Source organism: Pseudomonas sp. EYE_354, from assembly GCF_023148575.1.
GTDB lineage: Bacteria > Pseudomonadota > Gammaproteobacteria > Pseudomonadales > Pseudomonadaceae > Aquipseudomonas.
Genome location: NZ_JAHXNQ010000011.1, coordinates 121,886 through 148,787 on the forward strand (window position 1 = coordinate 121,886; position 26,902 = coordinate 148,787).

General features: G+C 63.2%; 22 protein-coding genes. 15 read left to right on the forward strand and 7 right to left on the reverse strand.

Annotated features, from left to right (window positions below; translation table 11 throughout):
- Positions 1-1,182 carry an ABC transporter substrate-binding protein gene (locus KZX66_RS16785; protein WP_248081402.1) on the reverse strand — a complete coding sequence of 394 codons (1,182 nt, stop codon included), beginning with the start codon at positions 1,180-1,182 and terminating at the stop codon, positions 1-3.
- Between the two features lie 166 nt (positions 1,183-1,348).
- Between KZX66_RS16785 and KZX66_RS16790 the strand changes: the two genes are divergently transcribed.
- A complete protein-coding gene (locus tag KZX66_RS16790; RefSeq protein WP_248081564.1) occupies positions 1,349-2,611 on the forward strand; it encodes a histidine kinase in 1,263 nt (420 codons plus the stop codon).
- On the forward strand, positions 2,608-3,234 hold the full coding sequence (locus KZX66_RS16795; protein ID WP_248081404.1) for a response regulator transcription factor: 627 nt from the start codon (positions 2,608-2,610) through the stop codon (positions 3,232-3,234). Before KZX66_RS16790 ends, KZX66_RS16795 begins: the two co-directional genes overlap by 4 nt.
- Positions 3,235-3,729: 495 nt before the next feature.
- Here the strand turns inward: KZX66_RS16795 and KZX66_RS16800 are convergent, their stop codons facing one another.
- The gene (locus tag KZX66_RS16800; RefSeq protein ID WP_248081406.1) at positions 3,730-4,377 is read right to left on the reverse strand and encodes a pentapeptide repeat-containing protein; all 648 of its coding nucleotides are present in this window, start codon (positions 4,375-4,377) and stop codon (positions 3,730-3,732) included.
- Between the two features lie 95 nt (positions 4,378-4,472).
- Positions 4,473-6,320 (reverse strand): PQQ-dependent methanol/ethanol family dehydrogenase, encoded by a 1,848-nt coding sequence (gene exaA / locus KZX66_RS16805; protein WP_248081566.1) that lies wholly within the window; start codon positions 6,318-6,320, stop codon positions 4,473-4,475.
- Between the two features lie 303 nt (positions 6,321-6,623).
- Here exaA and pedF point away from each other — a divergent pair, with 303 nt between their 5' ends.
- The 13 genes from pedF (at position 6,624) to KZX66_RS16870 (ending at position 23,139) form a co-directional block, all read left to right on the forward strand.
- Positions 6,624-7,085 (forward strand): cytochrome c-550 PedF, encoded by a 462-nt coding sequence (gene pedF, locus KZX66_RS16810; RefSeq protein WP_248081408.1) that lies wholly within the window; start codon positions 6,624-6,626, stop codon positions 7,083-7,085.
- Between the two features lie 3 nt (positions 7,086-7,088).
- Positions 7,089-7,964, forward strand: a complete 876-nt coding sequence (locus tag KZX66_RS16815) for a transporter substrate-binding domain-containing protein (protein ID WP_248081411.1) — start codon at positions 7,089-7,091, stop codon at positions 7,962-7,964.
- A 9-nt stretch (positions 7,965-7,973) separates the two neighbouring features.
- Complete coding sequence (locus KZX66_RS16820; RefSeq protein WP_248081413.1) at positions 7,974-8,735, forward strand: quinoprotein dehydrogenase-associated SoxYZ-like carrier; 762 nt, start codon at positions 7,974-7,976, stop codon at positions 8,733-8,735.
- Positions 8,736-8,751: 16 nt separating this feature from the next.
- Positions 8,752-9,684, forward strand: a complete 933-nt coding sequence (locus KZX66_RS16825) for a quinoprotein relay system zinc metallohydrolase 1 (protein ID WP_248081416.1) — start codon at positions 8,752-8,754, stop codon at positions 9,682-9,684.
- Between the two features lie 114 nt (positions 9,685-9,798).
- A complete protein-coding gene (locus KZX66_RS16830) occupies positions 9,799-11,574 on the forward strand; it encodes a PQQ-dependent methanol/ethanol family dehydrogenase (protein WP_248081418.1) in 1,776 nt (591 codons plus the stop codon).
- A gap of 121 nt (positions 11,575-11,695) precedes the next feature.
- Complete coding sequence (locus tag KZX66_RS16835; RefSeq protein ID WP_248081421.1) at positions 11,696-13,216, forward strand: aldehyde dehydrogenase family protein; 1,521 nt, start codon at positions 11,696-11,698, stop codon at positions 13,214-13,216.
- A 223-nt stretch (positions 13,217-13,439) separates the two neighbouring features.
- Complete coding sequence (gene pqqA, locus KZX66_RS16840; protein ID WP_010209364.1) at positions 13,440-13,511, forward strand: pyrroloquinoline quinone precursor peptide PqqA; 72 nt, start codon at positions 13,440-13,442, stop codon at positions 13,509-13,511.
- Positions 13,512-13,637: 126 nt separating this feature from the next.
- On the forward strand, positions 13,638-14,801 hold the full coding sequence (gene ercA, locus KZX66_RS16845) for an alcohol dehydrogenase-like regulatory protein ErcA (protein ID WP_248081424.1): 1,164 nt from the start codon (positions 13,638-13,640) through the stop codon (positions 14,799-14,801).
- The gene (locus tag KZX66_RS16850; protein ID WP_248081427.1) at positions 14,785-16,155 is read left to right on the forward strand and encodes a hybrid sensor histidine kinase/response regulator; all 1,371 of its coding nucleotides are present in this window, start codon (positions 14,785-14,787) and stop codon (positions 16,153-16,155) included. Before ercA ends, KZX66_RS16850 begins: the two co-directional genes overlap by 17 nt.
- Before the next feature lie 156 nt (positions 16,156-16,311).
- The gene (locus tag KZX66_RS16855) at positions 16,312-17,616 is read left to right on the forward strand and encodes an amidase (RefSeq protein ID WP_248081428.1); all 1,305 of its coding nucleotides are present in this window, start codon (positions 16,312-16,314) and stop codon (positions 17,614-17,616) included.
- Positions 17,617-17,685: 69 nt separating this feature from the next.
- The gene (locus KZX66_RS16860) at positions 17,686-19,164 is read left to right on the forward strand and encodes a DASS family sodium-coupled anion symporter (RefSeq protein WP_248081430.1); all 1,479 of its coding nucleotides are present in this window, start codon (positions 17,686-17,688) and stop codon (positions 19,162-19,164) included.
- Between the two features lie 1,186 nt (positions 19,165-20,350).
- A complete protein-coding gene (locus tag KZX66_RS16865) occupies positions 20,351-21,994 on the forward strand; it encodes an MFS transporter (protein WP_248081432.1) in 1,644 nt (547 codons plus the stop codon).
- Complete coding sequence (locus KZX66_RS16870; RefSeq protein WP_248081434.1) at positions 21,991-23,139, forward strand: HlyD family secretion protein; 1,149 nt, start codon at positions 21,991-21,993, stop codon at positions 23,137-23,139. The genes KZX66_RS16865 and KZX66_RS16870 overlap by 4 nt, the downstream gene beginning before the upstream one ends.
- 15 nt (positions 23,140-23,154) lie before the next feature.
- On the opposite strand, the gene KZX66_RS16875 is transcribed toward KZX66_RS16870, so the two are convergent.
- The 4 genes from KZX66_RS16875 to KZX66_RS16890 form a co-directional block, all read right to left on the reverse strand.
- Positions 23,155-24,006: an aldose 1-epimerase gene (locus KZX66_RS16875; protein WP_248081437.1), complete on the reverse strand. Its 852-nt coding sequence runs from the start codon at positions 24,004-24,006 to the stop codon at positions 23,155-23,157.
- A complete protein-coding gene (locus KZX66_RS16880) occupies positions 24,006-25,286 on the reverse strand; it encodes a TRAP transporter large permease (protein ID WP_248081439.1) in 1,281 nt (426 codons plus the stop codon). Before KZX66_RS16880 ends, KZX66_RS16875 begins: the two co-directional genes overlap by 1 nt.
- 1 nt (position 25,287) lies before the next feature.
- Positions 25,288-25,815, reverse strand: a complete 528-nt coding sequence (locus tag KZX66_RS16885) for a TRAP transporter small permease (RefSeq protein ID WP_248081441.1) — start codon at positions 25,813-25,815, stop codon at positions 25,288-25,290.
- 64 nt (positions 25,816-25,879) lie between these two features.
- Positions 25,880-26,851 (reverse strand): TRAP transporter substrate-binding protein, encoded by a 972-nt coding sequence (locus tag KZX66_RS16890; protein WP_248081443.1) that lies wholly within the window; start codon positions 26,849-26,851, stop codon positions 25,880-25,882.
- Between the last annotated feature and the right edge of the window lie 51 nt (positions 26,852-26,902).

The following is a 26,902-nucleotide window of genomic DNA, read 5'->3' on the forward strand; positions in this document are numbered from 1 at the left end:
TCAGGGATAGCGGCAGGTCACCTCAGGCTTGTCATAGCCCAGGCTGTCCATTTCATTGGTGGGGTGCAGGAAGCCGTCCTGGGGTGAGGTGCTCACCAGGGCGCGCGGTTGCACGATGGGAATCGGTTGGCGCAACTGGCCATTCCACGGGCGGTAGCTGAGCTTGCGGCCCTTGAAGCCATCCAGGGGCAATTGCTCGCTGATTTCCAGTTGGCGGATCGCCATGGGCTCGACCTGGCGCAGCTTGCTCACCGCACTGGCGAGGCTGCGCACGGCCATCCAGGCGGCGAAGTCGCGGTCGTTCATCCAGCGCCCGGCCAGGGCTTCGAAGCGTTTTTGCAATTGGGCGGCGCCGTAGGTCTCGACGGTTTTGTGCCAGCCGGTGGGTGTGAGGCCCTGGGTGCCGGCGACGGGGCGCGGGTACCAGGTTTGATAGGGCACGTACTCGCCGAAGTCGCCGCGCTCGTCGGCCACCAGCACCACATCGTATTCGGCAGTCTGGGTGAACAGCGGCATATCCGCCTGGGCACTGCGGCGTTGGTCGTTATCGAAACGCCAGGCTTTTTCCGCCACCAGTTGCACGCCGAAGCGCTTGGCGGCGCGGCGCAGGGCGGCGGCGTAGGCCTGGTCGTCATCGGTGGGGCCGACGATCAGCAACGCCTTTTGCCATTTGCGCAGCACCAGAAACTGCGCCAGGGCGTCGGCGAGCATGGCGCGGCTGGGCAAGGTGTGCAGCACGTTGCCCAGGCAGTCGGTGCTGCGCAGACTGTCATCGGGGCTGCCGGCGTTGAACAGCAGGCTGTCGGGCAGGGCGGCGCTGAGCTGGCGCAGGCTGGCGGCGGGTGCGTTCACCACGAACAGGCGCAGGCCCTGGGCGTGCTGGGCCTGCGCTGCGCTGAGCAGGGCGTCCGGTGTGTCGACCGTGGCACTGACCAGGCTGTAGCGTTGGTTGAGAAACGCCCCGGTGCTGTTGCTGTCGATGACCGCCAGTTCGGCGCCGCGTTGGCCGGCATCGACGGGTTCGGCAATCACATTGGAGAGCAATGGTCCCGGATCCGGGCGATAGCCCAGGTAGCCGATCTGCACCTGCAAGGGCTCGGCGGCCTGGCTGGCGGTGGCTACCCCGGCGGCGCAAGCAATCGCCAGCAGATAGATCACGGCGTAAGGGGCGAGCTGGCGCATAAGGCACTCCATGACAGGTAGCACCAGCATAGGAACCCTCAAAGGCTCTGCAAATATGCAGAAAGTACCGCTGAGCCAGTACCAAGGTAGTAGCCCCGCGCAGGGTGTGCGGTCTTAGCATGGATCACCACCGGACCTCTTCAGGAGCTACACCAGCATGCGCGTCTTGTCGGCCTTGTCGCGGATCAACCTGTGGGTGTGCGGCTTCTTCGCCCTGGTCACCTGCGCCTGCACGGCGCTGTTGCTGCACCAGGCCCTGGCGGACGTGGAGCGTGAGCTGCAATCGGCCGAAGCGGTGGTGCATTACCTGAGCGAGACCGCCGAGCGCGACCCCGCCAGCCTGCAACCCAAGCTCACCGCCAGCCTGCGCCATGTGCGCGTGCACTGGCTCAAGCCCGGTGAAACCGTGCAGGCCGCCACGCCGGATGGCCTGGATGCCTGGCTCGGACGCCTGTTGTTTACCGAGGCACGGCGCAGTGCTCAGGTGCTGGATTTGCCGGATGGGCGCCGGGTGTCCATCGCGGTCGACCCTCGGGATGAGATCGATGAGGTCTGGGACTCCCTGCAACAATTGCTGGGCCTGTGCGCCCTGGCGCTGGCCCTGAGCCTGTTGACCATCCGTTGGGCGGTGCGCCGCGGCATGGGCGTGCTCGATGAACTGCTGCGTGCCCTGCAACAGGTGTGCGCCGGCCAGCTCAATGTGCGTCTGCGCAGCAGTGGCTCACCGGAAGCGCGGCAATTGGCACTGCACTTTAACCGCATGACCGACGCCCTGGAGCAGGCGCGCACCGACAACACCCAGCTCACCCAGACCCTGCTCGCGGTGCAGGAGCAGGAGCGCACCCACCTGGCCCAGACCCTGCACGACGACCTTGGCCAGTACCTGGCGGGTATCCGCGCCCAGGCGTGCCTGTTGCGCCTGGTGGCTGATCGGCCCGAGGCGCTCATGCGCACGGTGGGGTTGCTGGAGACGCACTGCGAGCACTTGCAGCAGGGTTTTCGCGCGTTGGTCCACGACCTCTACCCGGTGGCCCTGCAACACCTGCCCATGGCGCAGGCGTTTTCAATGCTGGTGACGCAGTGGCAGGCCAGCCATGGCATCCCGTGCCACTTGCAGGTCAGTGCCGATCTGCCGGCGCTGTCCGGCGCCAACAAGACCCATCTTTACCGCCTGCTCCAGGAAGCCCTGACCAACATCCTGCGTCACGCCGACGCCAGCCAGGTGCACGTGCGCCTGCAGCATCGCGGCTCGCGCCTGCGTCTGTGGGTGCGCGACAACGGGCGCGGTGCGCAGACGCCCCAACGTCCTGGCGTGGGCTTGTATTCCATGGCCGAGCGCGCGCGTTGCCTGGGCGGCGAACTGAAGATCCTCAGCCACCCCGGCGCCGGTTGGGCGCTGGCGTTGAACATGCCATTGGAGGCCACATGAATATCTTGTTGGTGGATGACCATGCGGTGGTGCGCCAGGGCTATGCCAGCCTGTTGCGGGCGTTGTTGCCGACCATCGAGGTGCGCGAAGCGGCCAGTGGCGAAGAAGCCTTGAGCCGGGTGCAGGAGGCGGTGCCGCACCTGGTGATCATGGACTTCGGCCTGCCGGGCATCAGCGGTCTGGAAACTACGCGCCGTTTGCGCCAGCGTCTGCCGCAGTTGCGTGTGCTGTTTTTCAGCATGCACGACGAGTTGCCGCTGGTGCGCCAGGCCCTGGACGTGGGGGCTGCCGGCTACCTGACCAAAAGCTCGGCGCCTGAGGTGTTGATCGAGGCGGTGCGGCGGATTCTCGAGGGGCACGCTTATATTGAGCAGGCGCTGGCGACTGAGCTGGCCTACACCGCCAGCGATCAGCGTTTGCAGGGCATGACGCCGCGGGAGTTGGAGATTTTTCTGATGTTGGCCAGGGGGACGCCGACTCGCTCGATTGCTGAGCAGCTCAATATCAGCAGTAAGACGGTGTCCAATCATCTGACGTTGCTTAAGAGCAAGTTGCAGGTGAGTTCCCATGCTGAACTGGTGCATTTGGGGATTGATATGGGGGTGGTGCGGGTGGCGGGGTGAGCGGGGGTTGGGGCCGGTGGGGTTGCGGCTGATGGGGGGCATATCCGTTATTTGTGTGAGGGCGGCTTAGGGTTCCGCTTTTACAGCGGGTCACTTTTGGAAAGAGCCCAAAAGTAACCAAAAGGCTCTTGCCCCAACACTCGGCACCTCGCCTGGGCTCGGTGTGCCCTCACTCCGGTTTGAATCCGTGGGCCGCCGCCACGCGCCATCCATGGCGCGGGGCGGCTAACCCGGCGTCCTGCCGGGTTGCCCACGGATTCAAACCTGTGTTCGGCCAGCGTGTTTGATGGGGCGCCTGAGATCACAAGCAAGAGCAAGATCAAGTTCAAGATCAAGATCAAGAGCAAGAGCGGCTCGCTTCGCATCGTGGTTACGGGGTGGGTTCAACTTGGGTTGCTGTGGTGGTGAGCGGGCCTGCCACGCAGGGTAAGCCCGCTCAGCACACCTATTTTTTGGCCTTTCCAGCGTTTAACGGACTGACGCAACGTCGATGTGTCAGCGGTCCCAGGTGGTGGGGCAGTCCTTGCAGCCTTGCATATTGGCGTCCTGGAAGTTCGCGTAGTGCTGGCGACTGCCCGTGAGGGTCGCTTGTTCCAGGTTGCTTTCACCGAACTTGGCTTCCTGCAGGTTCGCGTCGCTGAGGTCGGCGCCTTGCAGGTCGGCTTTGCTCAGCCAGGTCATTTCCAGGTCGGCCGCGCGCAGGTTGGCGTTGTGCAGTTTTGCTCCCGAGAGCCGCGCGAATTGCAGGTAGGCGGCGCTGAGGTTGGCGTTTTTGAACTGCGCGCCCTGGGCGAACAGCCCCCAGCCTTGCACGGCCATTAAGGTGGCGCCGGTGAAGTCCGCCAGGCGCAGGTTGCTTTGTTGCAGGCTGGCGCGGGTGAGGTTGGCGCCTTGCAGTTGGGCTTTTTCCAGGTTGGCCAGGTCGAGGTTGGCGTGGCGCAGATCCGCATCGCGCAGGTCGGCGCCGGCCAGGTTCATTTTGCTCAAGTTTTGATTGCGCAGGTTCGCGCCCTTGAGGTTGGCGCCGGGGCACTGGCTGTGTTCGGCGAGGGTGCAGCCGTTGATGATCAGCGGGACGTCGTCGCCGTCGTCGGCGTGGGCCAGGGGCAGGGTGAGCAGGAGTAACAAGGGCAGGTAGTTCATCGTGAGACCTCTGGAGATCCTGTAGTGAGCGGGCTTGTCGAATCGTCGCACCGCCCGCTCACCACAAAAAGCGCGGCCCGGCATTTGCTGATGGGTTACTTCCGGGCTGTCTTGTTATCCCAACTCGGGATCTTGAACACCCAGAACGAGCCGCCCTGTGCCACCGGCTTGGTCAGCTCGGCCATGTCGCCGCCCCACAATGGCACCGCGCCGCCGTAGCCGACGGTGACGCCGAGGTACTGTTCGCCATCCTGTTCCCAGGTGATCGGCGGCGAGACGATGCCGCTGCCGGTCTGGAATTTCCACAGTTCCTTGCCGGTCTTGGCGTCGAAGGCCTTGAAGAAACCGTCGCCGGTGCCGGTGAACACCAGGTTGCCCTTGGTGGCCAATACGCCGGCCCACAACGGCAGGTGTTCCTTGTGCTCCCACACCACCTTGCCGGTGGTGGGGTTCATTGCGCGCAAGGTGCCGACGTGGTCGTCATACATGCGCTTGATGCGGAAGCCCATGCCCAGGTAAGCCGAACCTTTTTTGTAGTTGACCTCTTCGGTCCAGTATTCCTCTTTCCACTGGTTGCCCGGGATGTAGAACAGGCCGGTGTCCTGGCTGTAGGCCATGGGGTTCCAGTTCTTGCCGCCGAGGAACGGCGGCGAGACTTCCACCGGTTTGCCCTTGGTTTCACCCGGCAAGGGTTTGGCCGGGCGCTGGCCTGGGTTTTCCACGGGGCGGCCGGTTTTCAGGTCGATATGGCTGGCCCAGGTGATGTTGTCGACAAACGGAAAGGCGTTCTGCAGCTTGCCGTTGTTGCGGTCCACCACGTAGAAGAAGCCGTTGCGGTCGGCGTGGCCAGTGGCCTTGACCACTTTGCCGTCCTTGTCCTTGTAGTCGAACAGCACCAGCTCGTTGTTGCCGGAGAAGTCCCAGGCATCGTTCGGGGTGTGCTGGTAGAACCACTTCACTTCGCCGGTGCTCGGGTCGACGCCGACCTGGCCGGAGGTGTAGAGGCTGTCGAAGTCGTGGGGGTTGCCGTCTTTTGAGGTGCGCGCCCAGGTGTTCCACGGGCCGGGGTTGCCGGCGCCGACGATGATGGTGTTGGTTTCGGCATCAAAGCTCGCGCTCTGCCAGGGCGCGCCGCCGCCGTGGCTCCAGGCCTCGACCTTGCCGGTTTCGGTGGTCGGGTCATCCGGCCACGACGGCGCTTTGACGTCGCCGGTCGGCGTGCTGTCCTTGCCGTTGAGGCGGCCCATATGGCCCTCCACGAACGGACGCATCCACACTTCTTCGCCGGTGTCCGGGTCGCGCGCATATAGCTGGCCGACCACGCCGAATTCATCGCCGGAGCTGCCGTGGATCAGCAGCACTTTGCCGCTGACTTTGTCTTTGATCAGCACCGGGGCGCCGGTCATGGTGTAGCCGGCGGCGTGGTCACCGAATTTTTTGTTCCACACCACTTTGCCGGTGTTTTTGTCCAGGGCGATCAGGCGCGCGTCGAGGGTGCCGAAGTAGATCTTGTCGCCGAAGATCGCCGCGCCCCGGTTGACCACGTCGCAGCACGGACGAATGTTGTCGGGCAGGCGGTGGTTGTAGGTCCACAGGCGCTTGCCGGTCTTGGCATCAAGGGCAAACACGCGGGAATAGGAACCGGTGACGTACACCACGCCGTCGCTGACGATGGCCTGGGATTCCTGGCCACGTTGCTTCTCATCGCCGAACGAATAGGACCAGGCCGGCGTGAGCTTGAATACGTTCTTGTCGTTGACCTGGGCCAGCGGGCTCCAGCGTTGGGCGTTGGTGCCCAGGCCGTATTGCAGCACGTCCTTGGTGGTCAGGTGGTCGTTGGCGATGTCTTCCCAAGTGACGTTGCGCGTCGGCTTGGCAGGCTCGGCGGCGGCGAAGCCGGAGGCACTCAAGGACAGGCTGCCGACCAGCAGGATCGCCTGCATGGCAAGGCTCAACGGTGAACGGGCGGGTAGCGATCTTGTTGTTGTCATGGTTGCAGTTCCCAGTGGAGGTTTTGGCCTGCACAGGGTGGTGCGTCCGGGTGGTGCGCGGATACGGAAAAAGTCCCGCCGTGGCCGGGAAGACTTCCCGCGCCGCCGCTGTTTTAGGCGTGCCCCACAAGCCCTACTACCAAGGGAGGAGAGGGCGGCCACCAAAGCAGCATACGGCCCATGCATGGGGGTTTCTAAGATGGTTGCCATAGCCTCTGCAATGAGGTTTTGCGTGCAATCCTGAGGGCAAAAATAATGACAACAAAACACAATGCCTGGCTCGTGGCCGGCCTGTTGGTCAGTGTATTCGGCGCCAGCTCCGCCTGGGCGCATGGCAACGTGGTGCCGCAAGCGGTGGAAACCAAGGGCCTGACATCGATCAAGGACGCCGGTGTGCCGGTCGATGCCGACGGCTGGGCGGCGGTGAATCCGTATCGCACCTCGCCGGAACATGACAAGGCGGTGGAAATCGGCTCGTCGGCCTACAACCAGAACTGCGCCGCCTGCCACGGCCTGGAAGCCAAGTCCGGCGGTATCGCCCCTGACCTGCGCATGCTGGATGCGGGCGAGGCCGGTGATGAGTGGTTTGTCGAGCGCGTGCGCCATGGCGCAGTGCGCGACGGCCGGGTGTATATGCCAAAAATGGCCGATTACCTGAGCCAGGAAGCGCTGTGGGCCGTGCGTACCTACCTGGACTCCGTGCGCGTCGAGGAGTAAGCCATGCGCCTGTTCGCTTATGTGCTTGGCCTGGCCCTGCTGTGTTGCCAGACGGCACAGGCACAGGTGCGCAGCTATGACCAGATGATCGCCGCCGGCGAGATCAAAGTGGCGGTGTACAAAGACTTCGCCCCCTACAGCTTCCTGGACGGCAGCACGCCACGGGGGGTGGACGTGGAACTGGCCCAGGCCCTGGCCAAGGCGCTGGGGGTGCGGTTGGCGCTGATCTGGGCGCCGGCCGGCGAGAAACTCGACGACGACCTGCGCGACTACATCTGGCGCGGCAGCCCGTTGCATAACCAGCAACTGGCCGACCTGATGATGCGCGCGCCCTACGATCACGCCTACGCGCAAAAACGCAACGACCAGGGCGAGCTGGAAAATGGCCATGTGGTGATGTTCGGGCCGTACCAGAACGAACAATGGCAGGTGGCCTACGACCGCCGCCGCCTGGACAAGGTGGCCAGCGTGGCGGTGTTCGAGCAGCACCCGATTGGCGTCGAGGTCGACAGCGTGCCGTCGTTCTACCTCACCTCCGTGTTCAACGGCATGCTCGCCGGCAAGACTCGTCACTACCCCGACGTGCCCCAGGCATTCGCGGCGATGAAGGCCGGCGAAGTCGACGCGGTGATGGCCATGCGTGGCGAAATCGACTGGCAGGTGCACGAGGCCCACGACCCGCAACTGGCCCTGGCGCAAAACGCCTACCCCAATATGGGCAAGCAGCGCTGGGAGATCGGCATGGCGGTGCACGAAAGCAATCGCCAGTTGGCCTACGCCGTGGAAGAGGCGCTCGAAGCCTTGATTCGCGAGGGCGCGGTGCAACGCATCTACCGCGATTACGGCCTGCAGTACGAAGTGCCCGAGATGTATCAATAGGAGCAGGCGATGAAGGGGCGACTGTGGTGTGCGTTGGTCTGTCTGTTGCCGCTGGCGGCCCACGCCGTGGACATTGATCCCGGCAAGGACCCGGTGCCTTCGGTGATGTGGGCGTTCTACCACAAGCAGTTTCTGGCCGATGCCCCGTTTGTGTTCGACGAACGAGTGAAGCTGCTGGCGCCGCCGTTCGCCGAAGATGCGCGCCAGGTGCCGCTGGAAATCGATGCCCGTGCCTTTAAGGGCAAGGTGGTCAGAATTCTCGCCTGGGCCGAGCTCAACCCGTTACCGAAAATTGTCGATTTTCAGCCCAAAGCCGGCGTGCTGCCCTGGCTGTCGCTGCGTATCCGCATCGAGCAGGCCACGCCCCTGCGCGCGGCGGTGCTCACGGACGACGGCGTGTGGCACGTCGGCTCGACCCTGATCGACGCCGCTGGCGGTGGCTGCACGGCGCCGAGCGTGGTGCGCACCCAGCCGGGTTGGGAAGAGCACATCGGCGAGGTGCTCGGTGGGCGCTACCCCCGTGGTGAATTCAGCCGGGTGCGCGTGCAGGTGGCGCACCCGATGGACAACGGCATGGTCAGCGGCATCCCGGAGTTTTTCATCAACCACGCGCAACTGCGTGGCAGGGACGATCAGGTGCTGGCCGAGCTGGAACTGTTCCCGGCGGTCAGCGAAAACCCCACTCTGGCCTTCGACATCGACGCGCCGGGCCCCACCCGCCTGGTGCTGCGTGACAACAGCGGCAACGAGTTCGACGCGGCCATCCCCTGACCAGAAGGAGCGCGGCATGCGCTGGATTCTCTTGTTGTGCCTGAGCGTGAGCCTGCCCGCCCTGGCGGACCTGGACTACGCCCTCACACCCCGGCTGATCGCCGATGACACCTGGCTGTTCGAAGGCAGCACCCACAACTTCGCCAAGGCCAATGGCGGCAATATCGTCAACACGGCGTTCATCGTCACCGAGGCCGGCGTGGTGGTGATCGACACCGGGCCGTCGCGGCGCTACGGCGAGGCCATGCGCCAGGCCATCGCGCGGGTCACCCCCAGGCCGGTGGTGCAGGTGTTGATTACCCATCATCATCCCGACCACGCGTTGGGCAATCAGGCGTTCAAGGATGTGCCGATTGGCGCCCTGGCCGACACCACGCGGCTGCTGCACGAACAGGGCGACAGCATGGCGGAGAACCTCTATCGCATGGTCGGTGACTGGATGCGCGGCACCGAGGTGGTGTTGCCCACCCAGGTGCTGGCGCCCGGCGTGCTCAGCATCGGGCAGCACGACCTGCGCCTGCTGGCACTGACCGGCCACACCGGCGCCGACCTGGCGATTCTCGACCAGCGTACCGGCGTGTTGTTTGCCGGCGACCTGGTGTTTTACCAGCGCGCGCTCACCACCCCCAACAGCCCCGGGCTGGCAGCGTGGCAGGCGGATATCGACACCCTGCAAGCCTTGCCCTGGACGCTGGTCGTGCCCGGCCACGGCCCCGTGGCAGGCGATGCGCAACCCTTCGCACAGATGCGCGACTACCTCAGTTGGCTCGATCAATTGCTGCTCGACGGTGCCGCCCATGGCAGCGACATGGCCGAGATGATCCGCAGTCCCATCCCCGAGCGCTTCGCCGCGATCAGCCTGAGCCGCTATGAATTGATCCGCAGCGTCAGCCACCTTTACCCGCGCTACGAGCGTGAGCAGATGCAGCGGGTCGACACCCGCTACTAAGGAACTAGCAATTTCGATACAGCGGTCAATTGTGACAACCGCCCCTGCGCCCAAGAATCTGCACCAGACCGGGAAAATTTCCCGGGTATAACAAAAACCGCAGAGGTAGCCGTCATGACCCAACCCGCACGTCGCCAACCCTTCGCCTTGAGTGTGTTGCTCGGTGCCATCCTGTTGTCCGGCCAGGCCACGGCCGCCGTCACCGACCAGGACATCCTCCAGGACCCGAAAAACCCCGAGCAGATCGTCACCAACGGCCTCGGCGTGCAGGGCCAGCGCTACAGCCCCCTCGATACGCTGAACGTGGACAACGTCAAGGACCTGCGCCCGGTCTGGGCATTCTCGTTTGGCGGCGAGAAACAGCGCGGCCAGCAGGCGCAGCCGATGATCAAGGACGGGGTGATGTACCTCACCGGTTCCTACTCGCGGGTGTTCGCGGTGGATGCCCGCACCGGCAAGAAACTCTGGCAGTACGATGCGCGTCTGCCCGATGACATCCGCCCCTGCTGTGACGTGATCAACCGTGGCGTGGCGCTGTATGGCGACCTGGTGTTCTTCGGCACCCTCGACGCCAAGCTGGTGGCCCTGAACAAAGACACCGGCAAAGTGGTGTGGAGCAAGAAGGTCGCGGACCACAAGGAAGGCTACTCCATCAGCGCCGCGCCCCTGGTGATCAACGGCAAACTGATCACCGGTGTCGCCGGTGGTGAGTTCGGTGTGGTGGGCAAGATCGAAGCCTATGACCCGAAAAACGGTGACCTGCTGTGGAGCCGCCCGACGGTGGAAGGCCATATGGGCTACGTGTACAAGGACGGCAAGGCCGTGGAAAACGGCATTTCCGGCGGCGAGGCGGGCAAGACCTGGCCCGGCGACCTGTGGAAGACCGGCGGTGCCGCGCCATGGCTGGGCGGTTACTACGACCCGGAAACCAACCTGTTGCTGTTCGGCACCGGCAACCCGGCGCCGTGGAACTCGCACCTGCGCCCTGGCGACAACCTCTATTCGTCGTCGCGCCTGGCGCTGAACCCGGACGACGGCACCATCAAGTGGCACTTCCAGAGCACGCCCCACGACGGTTGGGACTATGACGGCGTGAACGAACTGGTGTCGTTCAATTACACCGAAGGCGGCAAAGAGATCAAAGCCGCGGCCACCGCCGACCGGAACGGCTTCTTTTATGTGCTGGACCGTACCAACGGCAAGTTCATCCGTGGCTTCCCGTTTGTCGACAAGATCACCTGGGCCACCGGCCTGGATAAGAACGGCCGGCCGATCTACAACGAAGCCAGCCGCCCAGGCGCGCCGGGCAGCGAAACCAAGGGCACCTCGGTGTTCGTCGCGCCGGCGTTCCTCGGTGCCAAGAACTGGATGCCGATGGCCTATAACCGCGACACCGGTCTGTTCTACGTGCCGTCCAACGAATGGGGCATGGACATCTGGAACGAAGGCATCGCCTACAAAAAAGGCGCGGCGTTCCTCGGTGCGGGCTTCACCATCAAGCCGCTGAACGAAGACTACATCGGCGTACTGCGTGCCATCGACCCTAAGACCGGCAAGGAAGTCTGGCGCCACAAGAACTTCGCGCCGCTGTGGGGCGGGGTGCTGACCACCAAGGGCAACCTGGTGTTCACCGGTACGCCGGAAGGTTTCCTGCAGGCATTCAACGCCAAGACCGGCGAGAAGGTCTGGGAATTCCAGACCGGCTCCGGCGTCCTCGGCTCGCCTGTGACCTGGGAGATGGACGGCGAACAGTACGTGTCGGTGCTCTCCGGCTGGGGCGGCGCGGTGCCGTTGTGGGGCGGTGAAGTGGCCAAGCGCATCAAGGACTTCAACCAGGGCGGCATGCTCTGGACCTTCAAATTGCCCAAAGAACTGGTCGCCAAGCACTAAACCTACGACCAAATGACAAGAGCCCCCCTGCCAACGGCGCATTCGCCCGGCAGCGGGGGCTCTTTACTATCGGGTCATCGCCTGTTGACCGACAGGCCCGGACCCAGACAGAGGCTTCAGCATGATCTACGCACAACCTGGCACCCCTGGCGCTATCGTCAGCTTCAAAGCGCGCTACGGCAATTACATCGGCGGCGAGTTCGTTGCGCCGCTCAGCGGTGAGTACTTCACCAACACCTCGCCGGTCACCGGTGAAGTGATCGCCGAGTTCCCGCGCTCCAACGCCGCCGACATCGACAAGGCGCTCGACGCCGCGCATGCCGCCGCCGACGCCTGGGGCAAGACCTCGCCGCAGGACCGCTCCCTGGTGCTGCTGAAAATCGCCGACCGCATCGAGCAGCACCTTGAAGTGCTCGCAGTGGCCGAGACTTGGGACAACGGCAAGGCCGTGCGCGAAACCCTCAACGCCGACGTGCCTCTGGCCGCTGACCACTTCCGTTACTTCGCCGGCTGCATCCGCGCCCAGGAAGGCGGCGCCGCCGAGATCAACGAACACACCGCGGCCTATCACTTCCACGAGCCCCTGGGCGTGGTCGGGCAGATCATTCCGTGGAACTTCCCGCTGCTGATGGCCGCCTGGAAACTCGCCCCGGCCCTGGCCGCCGGCAACTGCATCGTGCTCAAGCCGGCCGAGCAGACGCCGCTGTCGATCATGGTGTTTGCCGAGTTGATCAACGACCTGCTGCCGCCGGGCGTGCTCAATATCGTCCAGGGCTTTGGCCGGGAAGCCGGGGAGGCGCTGGCCACCAGCAAGCGCATCGCCAAGATCGCCTTTACCGGCTCCACGCCGATCGGCGCGCACATCATGCATTGCGCCGCCGAGAACATCATTCCGTCCACCGTGGAGCTGGGCGGCAAGTCGCCGAACATCTTCTTCGAAGACATCATGCAGGCCGAACCTGCGTTCATCGAAAAAGCCGCCGAAGGCCTGGTACTGGCGTTCTTTAACCAGGGCGAAGTGTGCACCTGCCCGTCGCGGGCGCTGGTGCAGGAGTCGATCTACGACGCCTTCATGGTCGAAGTGATGAAAAAAATCGTCAAGATCAAGCGCGGCAACCCGCTGGACACCGAGACCATGGTCGGCGCCCAGGCGTCCGAGCAGCAATACGACAAGATCCTGTCCTACCTCAAAATCGCCCAGGAAGAGGGCGCAGTGCTGCTCACCGGCGGCGCGGCCGAGCGCCTGGAAGGCGACTTGTCCAGCGGTTATTACATCCAGCCGACCCTGCTCAAGGGCCACAACAAAATGCGCGTGTTCCAGGAAGAAATCTTCGGTCCGGTGGTGGGTGTGACCACCTTCAAGGACGAGGCCGAGGCCCTGGCGATTGCCAACGACAGCGAGTTCGGCCTGGGCGCCGGCCTGTGGACCCGCGACATCAACCGCGCCTACCGCATGGGTCGGGCGATCAAGGCCGGGCGTGTGTGGACCAACTGCTATCACCTGTACCCGGCGCACGCGGCGTTCGGCGGCTACAAGAAGTCGGGCGTGGGGCGTGAGAACCACAAGATGATGCTGGATCATTACCAGCAGACCAAGAACCTGCTGGTGAGCTACGACATCAATCCGCTGGGCTTCTTCTAACCCGACGCGGTTACACCTGTGGGGCTTGCTCGCGAAGAGGGCGTGTCAGTTGATGCAACCGTCAACTGACCAGCGCATTCGCGAGCACGCCCCACATTTTGTTCCCGGATATCCGCGACCAATGCAGTGCAGTCACTCCTTCGAAAGTAGCATTCGCACACCCATCTCCCCATGCATTAATGCCTCTACCGGAATCTTCCGGCACAACAAGAGGACATGCCCCATGTGGACTAAACCCGCGTTTACCGACCTGCGTATCGGCTTTGAAGTGACCATGTACTTCGCCAGCCGTTGATCCATCTCCGGCCAGCCGCGTGCTGGCCGGGGCCGTTTTGGGAATGACCCTTTGGTCTGATTGCATTCGCCCCCGGATGGGTTAGTGTGGAGCGCATCTTCCAAAATAATAAAAACAGGCTTTCCAATGAGCCCCAATCTGAGCCTCCTGCGTAAATTCGTCTCGCCTGAAATCATCTTTGGCGCCGGCTGCCGGCATAACGTGGGCAATTACGCCAAGACCTTCGGTGCGCGCAAGGTCCTGGTGGTCAGCGACCCCGGTGTGATCGCCGCCGGTTGGGTGGCGGATGTGGAAGCCAGTCTGCAAGCCATCGGCATCGACTACTGCCTGTACAGCGCCGTGTCGCCCAACCCTCGTGTCGAAGAGGTCATGCTCGGCGCCGAGGTGTACCGCGAGAACCATTGCGATGTGATCGTGGCCATCGGTGGCGGCAGCCCCATGGACTGCGGCAAGGCCATCGGCATTGTGGTCGCCCATGGGCGCAGCATTCTTGAGTTCGAAGGGGTGGACACCATTCGCGTGCCCAGCCCGCCGTTGATCCTGATTCCCACCACCGCGGGCACCTCGGCGGATGTGTCGCAGTTCGTGATCATCTCCAACCAGCAGGAACGCATGAAGTTCTCCATCGTCAGCAAGGCAGTGGTGCCGGATGTGTCGCTGATCGACCCGGAAACCACCGCCAGCATGGACCCGTTCCTGTCGGCCTGTACCGGCATCGATGCGCTGGTGCATGCCATCGAGGCGTTCGTGTCCACCGGCCACGGCCCGTTGACCGATCCGCACGCCCTGGAGGCCATGCGCCTGATCAACGGTAACCTGGTGCAGATGATCGCCAACCCCGCCGACATCGCCCTGCGCGAAAAAATCATGCTCGGCAGCATGCAGGCCGGCCTTGCGTTTTCCAACGCGATCCTTGGTGCCGTGCACGCCATGTCCCACAGCCTGGGCGGGTTTCTCGACTTACCCCATGGGTTATGCAACGCGGTGTTGGTGGAGCATGTGGTGGCCTTCAACTACAACTCGGCGCCGGAGCGTTTCAAGGTCATTGCCGAGACCTTCGGCATCGACTGCCGGGGCCTTAGCCACCGGCAGATCCGGGGGCGACTGGTGGACCACCTGATCGCGCTGAAACACGCGATTGGCTTCCATGAAACCCTGGGCCTGCATGGGGTGCGGGTGGCGGATATTCCGTTTCTGTCCCAGCATGCGATGGACGATCCGTGCATCCTCACCAACCCCCGTGAGTCCAGCCAGCGTGACGTCGAGGTCGTGTATGGCGAAGCGCTCTGACGACCAGCAACGTGCCCTTGCCGGGTTACTGGGACTGGGCAACCACTCGGCGCGCAAGAGCCATTACCCGGAACTGACCGCGCGGCTGGACGAACTGGAAGCCGAGCGCAACCGCTACATTCGCCTTAACGATGAACTGGAACTGCGCGTTGCTGCGCGTACCGACGAACTGTTGGAAGCCAACCGCAACCTGCAACAGCAGATCACTCAGCGCGAGCAGGTTGAGCGAGCCTTGCGCGATGCCCGCGACGCCGCCCAGGCCGCCAACCGCAGCAAAGACAAGTACCTCGCCGCCGCCAGCCACGACCTGCTGCAACCGCTGAACGCCGCGAGGCTGCTGATCGCCACCCTGCGCGAGCGCACCCTGCCCAGCGTCGAGCAGGTGCTGGTGGAGCGCACTCACCAGGCCCTGGAAGGCGCTGAGGATCTGCTCACCGATTTGCTCGACATCTCGCGCCTGGACCAGGCGGCGGTCAAGCCGGACGTGGCCCTGTATCGGCTGGATGAGGTGTTTGCGCCGCTGGTCTCGGAGTTTCAATCGGTGGCTCAGGCCGCCGGCCTCAACCTGCGTGTGCGCATGGCGGGCTATGCGGTGCGAACCGACCTGCGCCTGCTTACACGGATTTTGCGTAACTTCCTCAGCAACGCCTGCCGCTACACCGAGGAAGGCTGCATTTTGCTCGGCGCGCGCCGGCGTGGTGACTGCCTGCGCCTGGAAGTGTGGGACACCGGACGCGGTATTGCGGCCGACCGTTTGCAAGCGATTTTCCTCGAGTTCAATCAGCTGGATGTGGGCCGCGCGTCTGACCGTAAGGGCGTGGGGCTGGGCCTGGCGATTGTCGAGCGCATCGCCGAGGTGCTGGGCTACCCGATCGCCGTGCGCTCCTGGCCGGGGCGCGGCTCGATGTTCAGCATCGAAGTGCCCCTGAGCGCCGAGATGCCCCCGGCGATCAGCCAACTGCCGGTGCAACCGACCACGGGCAACCCGTTGCCGGGCCGGCGTCTGCTGGTGATCGACAACGAAGTCAGCATCCTTGAGAGCATGCACGCACTGCTCGGCCAGTGGGGCTGTGAAGTCGTCACGGCCACCGACCAGGCCGGCGCGTTGCTGGCGTTGCAGGGCAGGGCGCCGGAGCTGATCCTGGCGGACTATCACTTGGATCACGGGGTGGTGGGCTGCGAAGTGGTCAGGAGGTTGCGCGAGCACTTTGACCAGAAAATCCCCGCCGTGATCATCACTGCCGACCGCACCGACCAATGCCGTCGCGCGTTGCGCCGCTTGGACGCGCCGCTGTTGAACAAACCGGTCAAGCCTGGGAAGTTGCGGGCGGTGCTGAGTCAGTTGCTGGGCTAGCACAGCCGTTTCTTGAGCCTCGATTGATCAAAATCGCTTGGGCTCGGCACAAAAATTACCCGCTGTTTTTCTCGATAAAAGCCATCCAGGCTTCTTGCGTATTGCTGTGTGCGATGTGGAATTTTCCCGCAAGAGATCGATAAAAACAGGAGCGGTATGGACAACTTTTATCATTCAGACGCTACCGGCCTTGCAGAGGAGGTACGTTCGGGGGCTGTTAGCGAAGAGGCGCTGCTTGAGCATTTTCTTGAACGTGTCGAGCGGTTGGAACCGACGATACAAGCCTTTGTAGCGCTTGACCCCGGCACTTTGCGTGCCCAGGCACGCCACTGCGGCGCAGCACCTGCCAAGGGCCTTCTGGCCGGGATCCCGGTGGGGGTCAAGGACAACTACGACACCGCGGATCACCCCACCTGTTTCCACTCCCCGATCCATGCCGGCAATCGCCCATCGCGTGATGCACAGGTCGTCTCGCTGCTGCGCCAGGCCGGTGCCGTCGTCATGGGCAAGACCCACACCACCGAATTTGCCTACATGCACACCGGCCCCACCTGCAATCCCCATGACCCGCGCAGAACGCCGGGAAGCTCCAGTGCCGGCTCGGCCGCGGGGATGGCCGCCGGTTTTTTCCCCATCGCCTTGGGCACCCAGACGGCCGGCTCGTTGATCAAGCCTGCGGCCTACTGCGGGGTATACGCCTTCAAACCCTCCTACGGTTTGGTGTCCCTGGAAGGGGTGAAACCCCTGGCGCCCAGTTTCGACACGGCCGGTTGGTATGGACGTTCGGTCAGAGACCTTCGCCTGCTGGCCGACGTGCTGATTCCGGGGTTGCCGGCACAGGTTCCGGTCGCTCATCCACTGTCGTTGGGGTTTTGTCGTACCGCCCGCTGGGATCAGGTTGACAGCGACGTGGCTGACGCACTGGAAGCCGCCGTGGACGCGCTGCGCTCGGCAGGTCATCGGGTGACCGACGTCGTGTTGCCGCAAGCGTTCGCTGGCGTGTTTGATGATCATCAGTTAATCAATGATTGCGAGGGCGCCCGGTCATTGTCCGCCGAGATGGCGATGGATCCGGACAAACTCAGCCCCGAAGTGCTGGAGATGTTTGCGCGGGCGCGCTCGACCCGTTGGGAGCAAGAGTCAGCGGCCAAGAACCGTCTGGCAACGCTGGCGCCCATGCTCGAAGCGCTGTTCAAACCGTTTGACGCGGTGCTGGGCGCAAGCTGTGGCATCGTCGCCCCGCTGGGCCTTGGTGCCACCGGACCGTCGGATTTCATCAAGTGCTGGATGGCGTTCGGCTTGCCGCAACTGAACATCCCGTTGGTGTGCCCAAACGCCGGGCTGCCGGCGGGGTTGCAACTGATTGGAGGGTTCAGGCGCGACAGCCGTTTACTGAGCGTTGCCGAACAGGTGGATGCGGTGCTGAGGCGGGTCTGCCGACCGATGGGGCGGGTGCGTTGATACCCGTCAACACGCCTTGAAATGCGTTGCCGCATGCTGTCGGCCTCAATTCAAAGCGCCGGAGCATCCATGAACGCCCCCGCAACAACCACTGAATCATTCAAGTTGCCCCTGGGCCTGGTGGTCGCCGTGCTGGTGATGGCCGGTGTGCTGTTGTTGCCGCTGCCTGCTGACTTGCCGGTGGCGGGCCAGCGGATGCTGGCGATCCTGGCATTTGCGGTGGTGGTGTGGATCACCGAGGCGGTGTCCTACGAGGCCAGCGCGATCATGATTACCTCGCTCATGGCGTTTTTGCTCGGCACCGCGCCGTCCCTGCAGGACCCCACGCACCTGATCGGCACCAGCCCGGCCATCAGCATGGCCCTCACCGGGTTCTCCAACCCGGCGTTGGCGTTGGTGGCGGGCGCGCTGTTCATCGCGGCGGCCATGACCCACACCGGCCTGGACCGGCGCATCGCCCTGGTCACCTTGAGCCGCGTCGGCACCAGCACTCGCCGAATCCTGCTGGGAGCGATTGCGGTGACCATCCTGCTCAGCCTGGTGGTGCCCAGCGCCACCGCGCGCAGTGCCTGCGTGGTGCCGATCATGATGGGCGTGATCGCCGCTTTTGGCGTCGACAAACGTTCGAACATCGCCGCCGGGATCATGATCGTGGTGGCCCAGGGCACCAGCATCTGGAACGTCGGCATCCAGACCGCCGCCGCGCAGAACCTGCTCACCGTGGGCTTTATGGACAAAATGCTTGGCCAGCGCGTGTCGTGGATCGACTGGCTGATTGCCGGCGCACCGTGGGCGCTGATCATGTCGGCGGTGCTGCTGTTTCTGGTGCTCAAACTACTGCCGCCGGAAACCGATAGCATCCCTGGTGGCAAGGAGGCAGTGGCGCAATCGTTGCTGGACATCGGCCCGATGACCGGACCGCAGAAACGCCTGCTCAGCGTGTCGTTGTTACTGCTGCTGGCCTGGGCGACGGAGGGGCGCCTGCACAACTTCGACACCACCTCGACTACCTACGCAGGCTTGGTGTGTTTGTTGTTGCCGGGCATCGGCGTGATGACCTGGAAAGATGTGCAATCGCGAATTCCGTGGGGCACGGTGATTGTGTTCGGTGTGGGCATCAGCCTGGGTACCGCGTTGTTGACCACCCAGGCCGGGCAGTGGCTGGGCGCTGCTGTCGTGGCGCACACGGGGCTGGATCAGGTGGGGCCGTTGGGGGTGTTTGCGATCCTTGGGGCGTTTTTGATCGTGATCCACCTGGGGTTTGCCAGCGCCACGGCGTTGACCTCGGCGTTATTGCCGATCTTGATTGCGGTGCTGCAGACCTTGCCGGGGGAGTTCAGTCGGTTGGGCATGACGATGCTGTTGGGGTTTGTGATGAGCTATGGGTTTATCCTGCCGATCAATGCGCCGCAGAATATGGTGTGCCTGGGGACCGGGACGTTTACGGCGCGGCAGTTTGCCAAGGTGGGGGTGTTGGTGACGCTGGTGGGGTATGGGTTGATGTTGGTGTTTGCGGCGACCTATTGGAGTTGGCTGGGTTGGATCTGATTTGGAGGGGGGGGCGACGATCCAATTGGGCTCGATGGCGGCCTTTGGGCCGACCAGGTCATGGGGTGGAATGTGTACATATCCGTTGCTGCGGTCACGGCCACTTGGGGTTCCGCTCTTACAGCGGGTCACTTTTGGAAAGGCCCAAAAGTAACCAAAAGGCCTTCGCCCCAACACTCGGTGCCTCGCTTGGGCTCTGCATGCCCTTACGCAGGTTTGACGGGGCGATCCGAGATCAAAAGCAAAAGCGCGGCGGCCTCTGGGCCGACCAGGTCGTGGGTTGGAATGTGTACATATCCGTTGCTGCGGTCACGGCTGCTTAGGGTTCCGCTCTTACAGCGGGTCACTTTTGGAAAGGCCCAAAAGTAACCAAAAGGCTCTTGCCCCAACACTCGGTGCCTCGCCTGGGCTCGGCATGCCCTCCCGCAGGCTTTGGCGCGTGGGCCGCCGCAATGGGCCATCCATGGCCCAGTGCGGCTAACCCGGCGTCCTGCCGGGTTACCCACGCGCCAAACCCTGCGTGAGGCCAGCGTGTTTAACGGGGCGATCCGAGATCAAAAGCAAGAGCGCGGCGGCCTTAGAGCCGACCGGTTGTGGGGGCGGGTGTATCAGCTGCCCCCGGTCTGCCTTTGCTTTGCTTTGCTTTGCTTTGCTTTGCTTTGCTTTGCTTTGCTTTGCTTCTGCTCTTGATCTTGCTTTTGATCTCAGGCGCCCCGTCAAACACGCTGGCCGAACGCAGGTTTGAATCCGTGGGTAACCCGGCAGGACGCCGGGTTAGCCGCCCCGCGCCATGGATGGCGCGTGGCGGCGGCCCACGGATTCAAACCGGAGTGAGGGCACACCGAGCCTGAGCGAGGTGCCGAGTGTTGGGGCAAGAGCCTTTTGGTTACTTTTGGGCTCTTTCCAAAAGTGACCCGCTGTAAAAGCGGAACCCTAAGTGGCCGTGACCGCAGCAACGGATATGTACTCGCTTTGGTTACTTTGGGGCTTTTCCAAAGTGACCCGCTGTAAGAGCGGAACCCTAAGCCGCCATCACACAAATAACGGATATGCCCCCCATCCCACCCCCCACCCCCCACCCCCCACCCCCCATCCCCCCAGACATGACAAGATGAACCCCCCTCAGCTTTACTACTCTGAATAATGATTTCACCGACCGCACCCGTCGGCCCATCCAGGTCATCGAATGAACAAATACACCCCCCACACCTGGGAACCCCACGAACGCCCGAGCCTGCCCGGCTCGCCGTCAACGCCGTGGCACCCCACGCACAAGCGCTGGCTGTATGCGCTCGTCGGTGTGCTGGTCGCCATCACCGGTGGCCTGGGTAACGCGCTGGTCATCGCCAACCTGCAATACCTGCAAGGCGCCCTCGGCGCGACCACCGCCGAAATGGCCTGGCTGCCCGCCGCCTATGTAATGACCAACGTGTGCATGAACCTGCTACTGGTGAAGTTCCGCCAGCAATTCGGCCTGCGTGCGTTTACCGAAGTGTTCCTGGTGCTGTACGCGCTGGTGACCTTCGGCCATTTGTTCGTCAACGACCTCAACTCGGCCATTGCCGTGCGGGCCGCTCACGGGATGGTCGGCGCGGCGCTCAGTTCGTTGGGTTTGTACTACATGATCCAGGCGTTCCCGGCCAAGTGGCGGCTCAAATCGCTGGTGCTGGGGTTGGGTACGGCGCAGTTGGCGTTGCCGCTGGCGCGTCTGTTCTCTGAAGACTTGCTGCAAATCGCCGAATGGCGAGGCTTGTACTTGTTCGAACTGGGCATGGCGCTGATCTGCCTGGGTTGTGTGTTTTTGCTCAAGCTGCCGCCGGGCGACCGTTTCAAGACCTTTGAAAAACTCGACTTCCTCACCTTCGGCATCCTGGCCAGTGGCGTCGCGCTATTGTGTGCGGTGCTGTCCCTGGGGCGTATCGACTGGTGGCTGGAGGCGCCGTGGATCGGCGTCGCGTCGGCCTGTTCCCTGGTGTTGATCATGGCCGGTCTGGCCATCGAGCATAACCGCGCCAACCCGATGTTGATGACCCGCTGGCTGGGCAGCGGCACCATGATCCGCCTGGCCCTGGCGGTGATTTTGATCCGTATGGTGCTGTCCGAGCAGTCCACCGGGGCGGTGGGGTTCATGCAGATGCTCAACATGAGCTATGAGCAGATGCACACCCTCTACGTGGTGATGCTGGCCGGCGCGATCAGCGGGCTGCTGGTCAGCGCATTGACCATCAACCCGGCGCACCTGCTGATGCCGTTGGTGATTTCCCTGGCGCTGATGGCGGTGGGCTCGGTGATGGACAGTTTCTCCAGCAACCTCACGCGTCCGCAGAACCTCTACATCAGCCAGTTCCTGCTAGGCTTCGGCGGCACGTTTTTTCTGGGGCCGACCATGGTGTTGGGCACGAAAAACGTGCTGACGAACCCGCGCAATCTGGTGAGCTTTTCGGTGATGTTCGGCATTTGCCAGAACCTCGGCGGCCTGATTGGCGCAGCGTTGCTCGGTACGTTCCAGGTCGTGCGTGAGAAGTATCACTCCAGCATGATCGTCGAACACCTGACCCTGCTTGACCCACGTGTGGCCGCGCGGGTGCAGAGCGGCGGTTCGGCCTATGGCGGGCTCGTCGCCGACCCGGAGCTGCGCAACCTCATGGGCATTCGCAGCCTGGCCACCGCGGCGACCCGTGAGGCGAACGTGATGGCGTACAACGATGTCTTCATGCTGATTGCGATTATCGCGATGCTGACCATGACCTGGATTTTTATCCGCAGTCTGTGGCTGATGAGCACAACCAAAGCAGCCCCTCCCGTTCAACCCAGCGGCGCCTCTTCATGACCGAACCTTCAACGACCACCACCACCACCGCCATCGCATCCACCCCCGAAGGCAGCACGCCGCCCGGCGCTACGGTGACGCAACCGCGCTCGCTGCGGGTGCGCATTCTGTCGTCCCTGGGCTTTGCCGCGATTGCCATCGTCGGCGTGTTGATCGTGCTGTATGCCTGGCAATTGCCGCCGTTCAGCAGTGCGGTGGAAACCACCGAAAACGCCCTGGTGCGCGGCCAGGTGACGATCATTGGCCCGCAGCTCAGCGGTTATGTGTTTGAAGTGCCGGTGCAGGACTTCCAGTACGTCAAGGCCGGCGATTTGCTGGTGCGCCTGGATGATCGCATCTACAAACAGCGCCTCGACCAGGCGCTGGCGCAACTGGCGGTGCAGAAGGCCGCCTTGGCGAATGTGGTGCAGCAGCGCAACAGTGCCGAAGCCACCATCAAACTGCGCCAGGCCGCGTTGGTCGACAGCCAGGCCCAGGCGCGTAAAAGCACCGCCGACCTGCGCCGCAACGAAGCGCTGATCAGCGACGGCTCGGTGTCCAAGCGTGAGTTGGACGTGACCCGTGCCGCCAATGCCCAGACCATCGCCGCTGTGGCACAGGCCCAGGCCAGCCTGGAAATCGCCCGGCAGGACCTGCAGACGGTGATCGTCAATCGTGGCTCCCTGGAAGCGGCGGTAGCCAGTGCCGATGCGGCGGTGGAGCTGGCGCGCATTGACCTGTCCAACACGCGCATCACCGCGCCGCGTGACGGTCAGTTGGGGCAGATTGGTGTGCGCCTGGGCGCCTACGTCAACTCCGGCGCACAGTTGATGGCCCTGGTGCCGAAGCAGCTGTGGGTGATCGCCAATATGAAAGAAACCCAGATGCACAACGTGCAGGTCGGCCAGCCGGTGACGTTCACCGTGGATGCGCTGAACCACCGCACGTTTCATGGCACGGTGCAGCATATTTCTCCGGCCACCGGTTCGGAGTTCAGCCTGTTGCAGGCGGACAATGCCACCGGCAACTTTGTGAAGATTGCCCAGCGGGTGCCGGTGCGCATTACGGTGGACCCGAATCAGGCCGAGAGCGAGCTGTTGCGGCCGGGGTTGTCGGTGGTGGTGAGCATCGACACCGCCGGGCGCCTGAAAAACAGCCCTCCCTGACAGACCGGCGAGCGATTAGGGGAGGCGGCTGTATTTCAAGGTGAAATCCAGCTGCGCGGATTGGCCGTGCTCCAGCAACGCCAGGCCTGGCCTGCCTGGCAGGTGATGGGCATTCACCGGATGACTCACCGGCTCGATGCAAAAGAACCCCAACCCTGGCGGGCAGTACAGCAGGAAGTAATCGGCGCCGCTGGCCTGGCAGTCCAGGGCATAGCCCAGCTCGGGCTGTTCGATCCGGCAACGCCCGTCCCACTGGCAAAAGCCGTTGTCCACCAGGCCCTCGGGCAGGTTTTTCAGCGCCTGGAAATCCCAGGCATCCGGAATCGCCGCCAACTCCGTAGGTAACTTGCTCGCCTCACTCATCCACACCTGCGCGGCCCTGGCCTGCAACCGCGTCCCCGGTTGGCGCGGGAAGTAGGGGTGCAGTCCAAGTCCGTGCCACGCGGCTTTTTCGGCCAGATGGGTCACGCGCAACGCGATACTCAGTTCGCCATTGTTCAACCGAATCCGCTGCTCGGCCCGATAGGCAAACGGCGTCGCGCACAGCACCTGTAGCACCACTTCATCCGTTGTCTGGCTGACCACCGTCCATGCCTGTTGCCAGGCTGAACCATGGATCGCAAAGGGGTCGGTGGGGCTATTAGGCGTCAGGGCCAGCCAGCCGTCGGGGTTGGCGAACCCCCCTTCGGCAATGCGGTTGGACCAGGGCGCCAAGGGATAGCAGCCCAGCTTGCCCGGCAGTTCGCTGTGCGGGTCGTTATGCCGCAACAGCGGTTGCCCGCTGGCGCGCACGGTCCAGTTGACCAGGCTCCCACCCACGGCCGGGTTAAGGCTCAGGTGGGTCAGGTTATCTTCCAGCTCAATCATCACAGCACCACACTCGGCAGCCACAGCGACAGGGCGGGGATGTAGGTCACGGCTATCAAGATCAGGAACAGCACACCGTAGAACGGCAGCAGCGCCTTGACGGTTTTCTCGATGGTAGTCTTGCCCACCGCCGCGCCGACAAACAGCACCGCCCCCACCGGCGGCGTAATCAGGCCGATGCCGAGGTTCACCAGCATGATCATGCCGAAGTGCACAGGGTCGACGCCGATACCCAGCACCACCGGCAGCAGAATCGGGGTGAGGATCAAAATCAGCGGGGCCATGTCCATCACTGTGCCGAGCAACAGCAGCATGACGTTGATGCACATCAGGATCACGTAGCGGTTGTCCGACAGGGTCAGGAACAGCGTGGTGATCTTCGCCGGGATCTGCATCAGGGTCATGATGTAGCCGAAGCTGGCGGCGAAGGCGATCAGGATCATCACGATGGAAATCGTGCGCACCGTGCGGTGCATCAGCTTGGGCAGCTCGTTCCACTTGTAGTCGCGGTAGATGAACATGGTCACGAAGAACGCCCACAACACGGCGATCGCGGCAGATTCAGTCGCAGTGAAGATGCCCGACAGGATGCCGCCAAGGATGATCACCATGGCCATCAAGCCCCACAGCGCATCGGCAGCAATCTTCAACGCCTGCTTGAGGGGGATGACTTCGCCCTTGGGGTAGTCGCGTTTCTTGGCGAAGATCAGGCACAGCACCATCAGGCACGCGCTCATTAACAGCCCCGGCACTACGCCGGCCATGAACAGCGAGGCGATGGACACCGTGCCGCCGGCCGCCAGGGAGTAGAGCACCGAGTTGTGGCTGGGCGGCGTCAACAGCGCCTGCACCGAGCCGCTGACGGTCACCGCCGTGGCGAATTCCCGCGGGTAGCCGCGACGTTCCATTTCCGGAATCAGCACCGAGCCGACCGACGCGGTATCGGCCACCGACGAGCCGGAAATCGCGCCAAAAAACGTCGACGCTACGATGTTCACCAACGACAGGCCGCCGCGCACGAAGCCCACCAGCACCCCGGCAAACGCCACCAGCCGCCGCGACATGCCGCCCTCGGCCATGATCGCCCCGGCCAGGACAAAGAACGGAATCGCCATCAGCGAAAACTTGTTCACCCCGCCGGCCACCTGAATCATCAGGGCCTGAAACGGAATGTCGATCCACCACGCGCCAATCAGTGCCGACAGCCCAAGGGCATAGGCCACCGGCATGCCGATCACGATCAAGGCGATAAAGCTGCCCAACAAAATCAATGCGTCCATATCAGGCAGCCCCTTCGCTTTCTTCCACCAGGTCAAAGCGCACCACGCGCCGGTTGCTCTGGTCACCGAGCAGGAGTTTTTCCACCACGAAGATCAGCGTCAGTACGCCGCCAATCGGGATCGGCATATAGGTGATGCCCACGCGCAGGGTAGGGATAGCGCTCATGAACTGGTTCCAGGTGGACAGGCACAGCTTGGTGCCCCAAATGGCCATGAACAGGCAGATGGTCGCCATCAACAGTTGCGAGAAGATGCCGACGAGGCGGCGCTGGGTGGCCGGCAGACGGTCAACGACCATCGCGACCGACATATGCGCGCCGGCGCGATAGCTGGCGGCCGCGCCGATAAAGGTGAACACCAGCATCAGCAGAATTGCGGTGGGCTCCGGCCAACTGGCGCCGGTGCCGAGGATGTAACGGGCAAAGATGCCCCAGGGAATGATCAGTGCGACGCCGAGAACCGAGAGGCCGGCGACCCAGATGCAGGTCATGTAGATGCGGTCGTTGATGCGCAGCAGTAAATTCTTCATGGCGTTCACCGTAACCCGGCGCGTGAGTACCAAACGCGCCGGGCCTTTGCAGGAGGGGAGGGCGTTACTGAACGGCGTCGATACGCTTGATCAGGTCGGCGTAGGGCGCGCCGTACTTGGCACGCACGGGGGCGGTGGCGTCATAGAAAGGTTTTTTGTCGACGCTGATGAACTCGACGCCGGCTTTCTTGAGTTTTTCCTCACTGCTGGCGGACTTGGCGTCCCACAGCACGCGCTCATCGGCCTGGGCGGCCTTGGCCGCTTTTTTCACCATGTCCTGCTGGTCAGGCGTGAGTTTGTTCCAGGTGATTTTCGACATCACGATGGGCTCGGGCAGGATCAGGTGCTCGGTGAGGGTGTAGTACTTGGCGTTCTGGTAGTGGTTGTGCTCGAGCATCGTCGGCGGGTTGTTCTCCGCGCCGTCAATGACGCCGGTCTGCAAGGCGCTGAAGATTTCGCCGGTGTCCATGGCGATTCCATTGGCGCCCATTGCGTTGAAGGCTTCGATGAAAATCGGGTTGCCTTGCACGCGGATCTTCATGCCCTTGAGGTCTTCGATCTTGCGCACGGGCTTTTTGGTGTAGAGGTTACGTGTGCCGCCGTCCATCCAGGCCAGGGCCACCAGGCCGAACTCGGAGTCGGTGATTTTGGCGAGGATCTCATCGCCGATTTCGCCGTCGATGATCTTGCGCATATGCGCCTGGTCGCGGAATACAAACGGCAGGTTGAACACGTTCACATCCGGCACCACCGGCCCGACGATGCCCAGGCTGACGCGGGTCATCTGCACCGCGCCGACCTGGGCCTGTTCGACGACCTCTTTCTCGGAGCCCAACACACCGCCGGGGAAGTACTTGAAGGTGAGTTCGCCGTTGCTGGCTTTGGTCAGGGCCTTGCCCATGTTTTCTTCGGCGACGACGGTGGGGTAGCCGGCGGGGTGGATGTCGGCGAATTTGATTTCCAGCGCGTGGGCGGCGCTGCTGAGGGTGGCGACGAGTGGAAATGCAGCGGCGAGCAAGGTGCGTTTGAAGTCCATGGGATGTCATTCCTGAGTTTTTATTGTTGTATTCAAGGCGCAGCGGTGCAG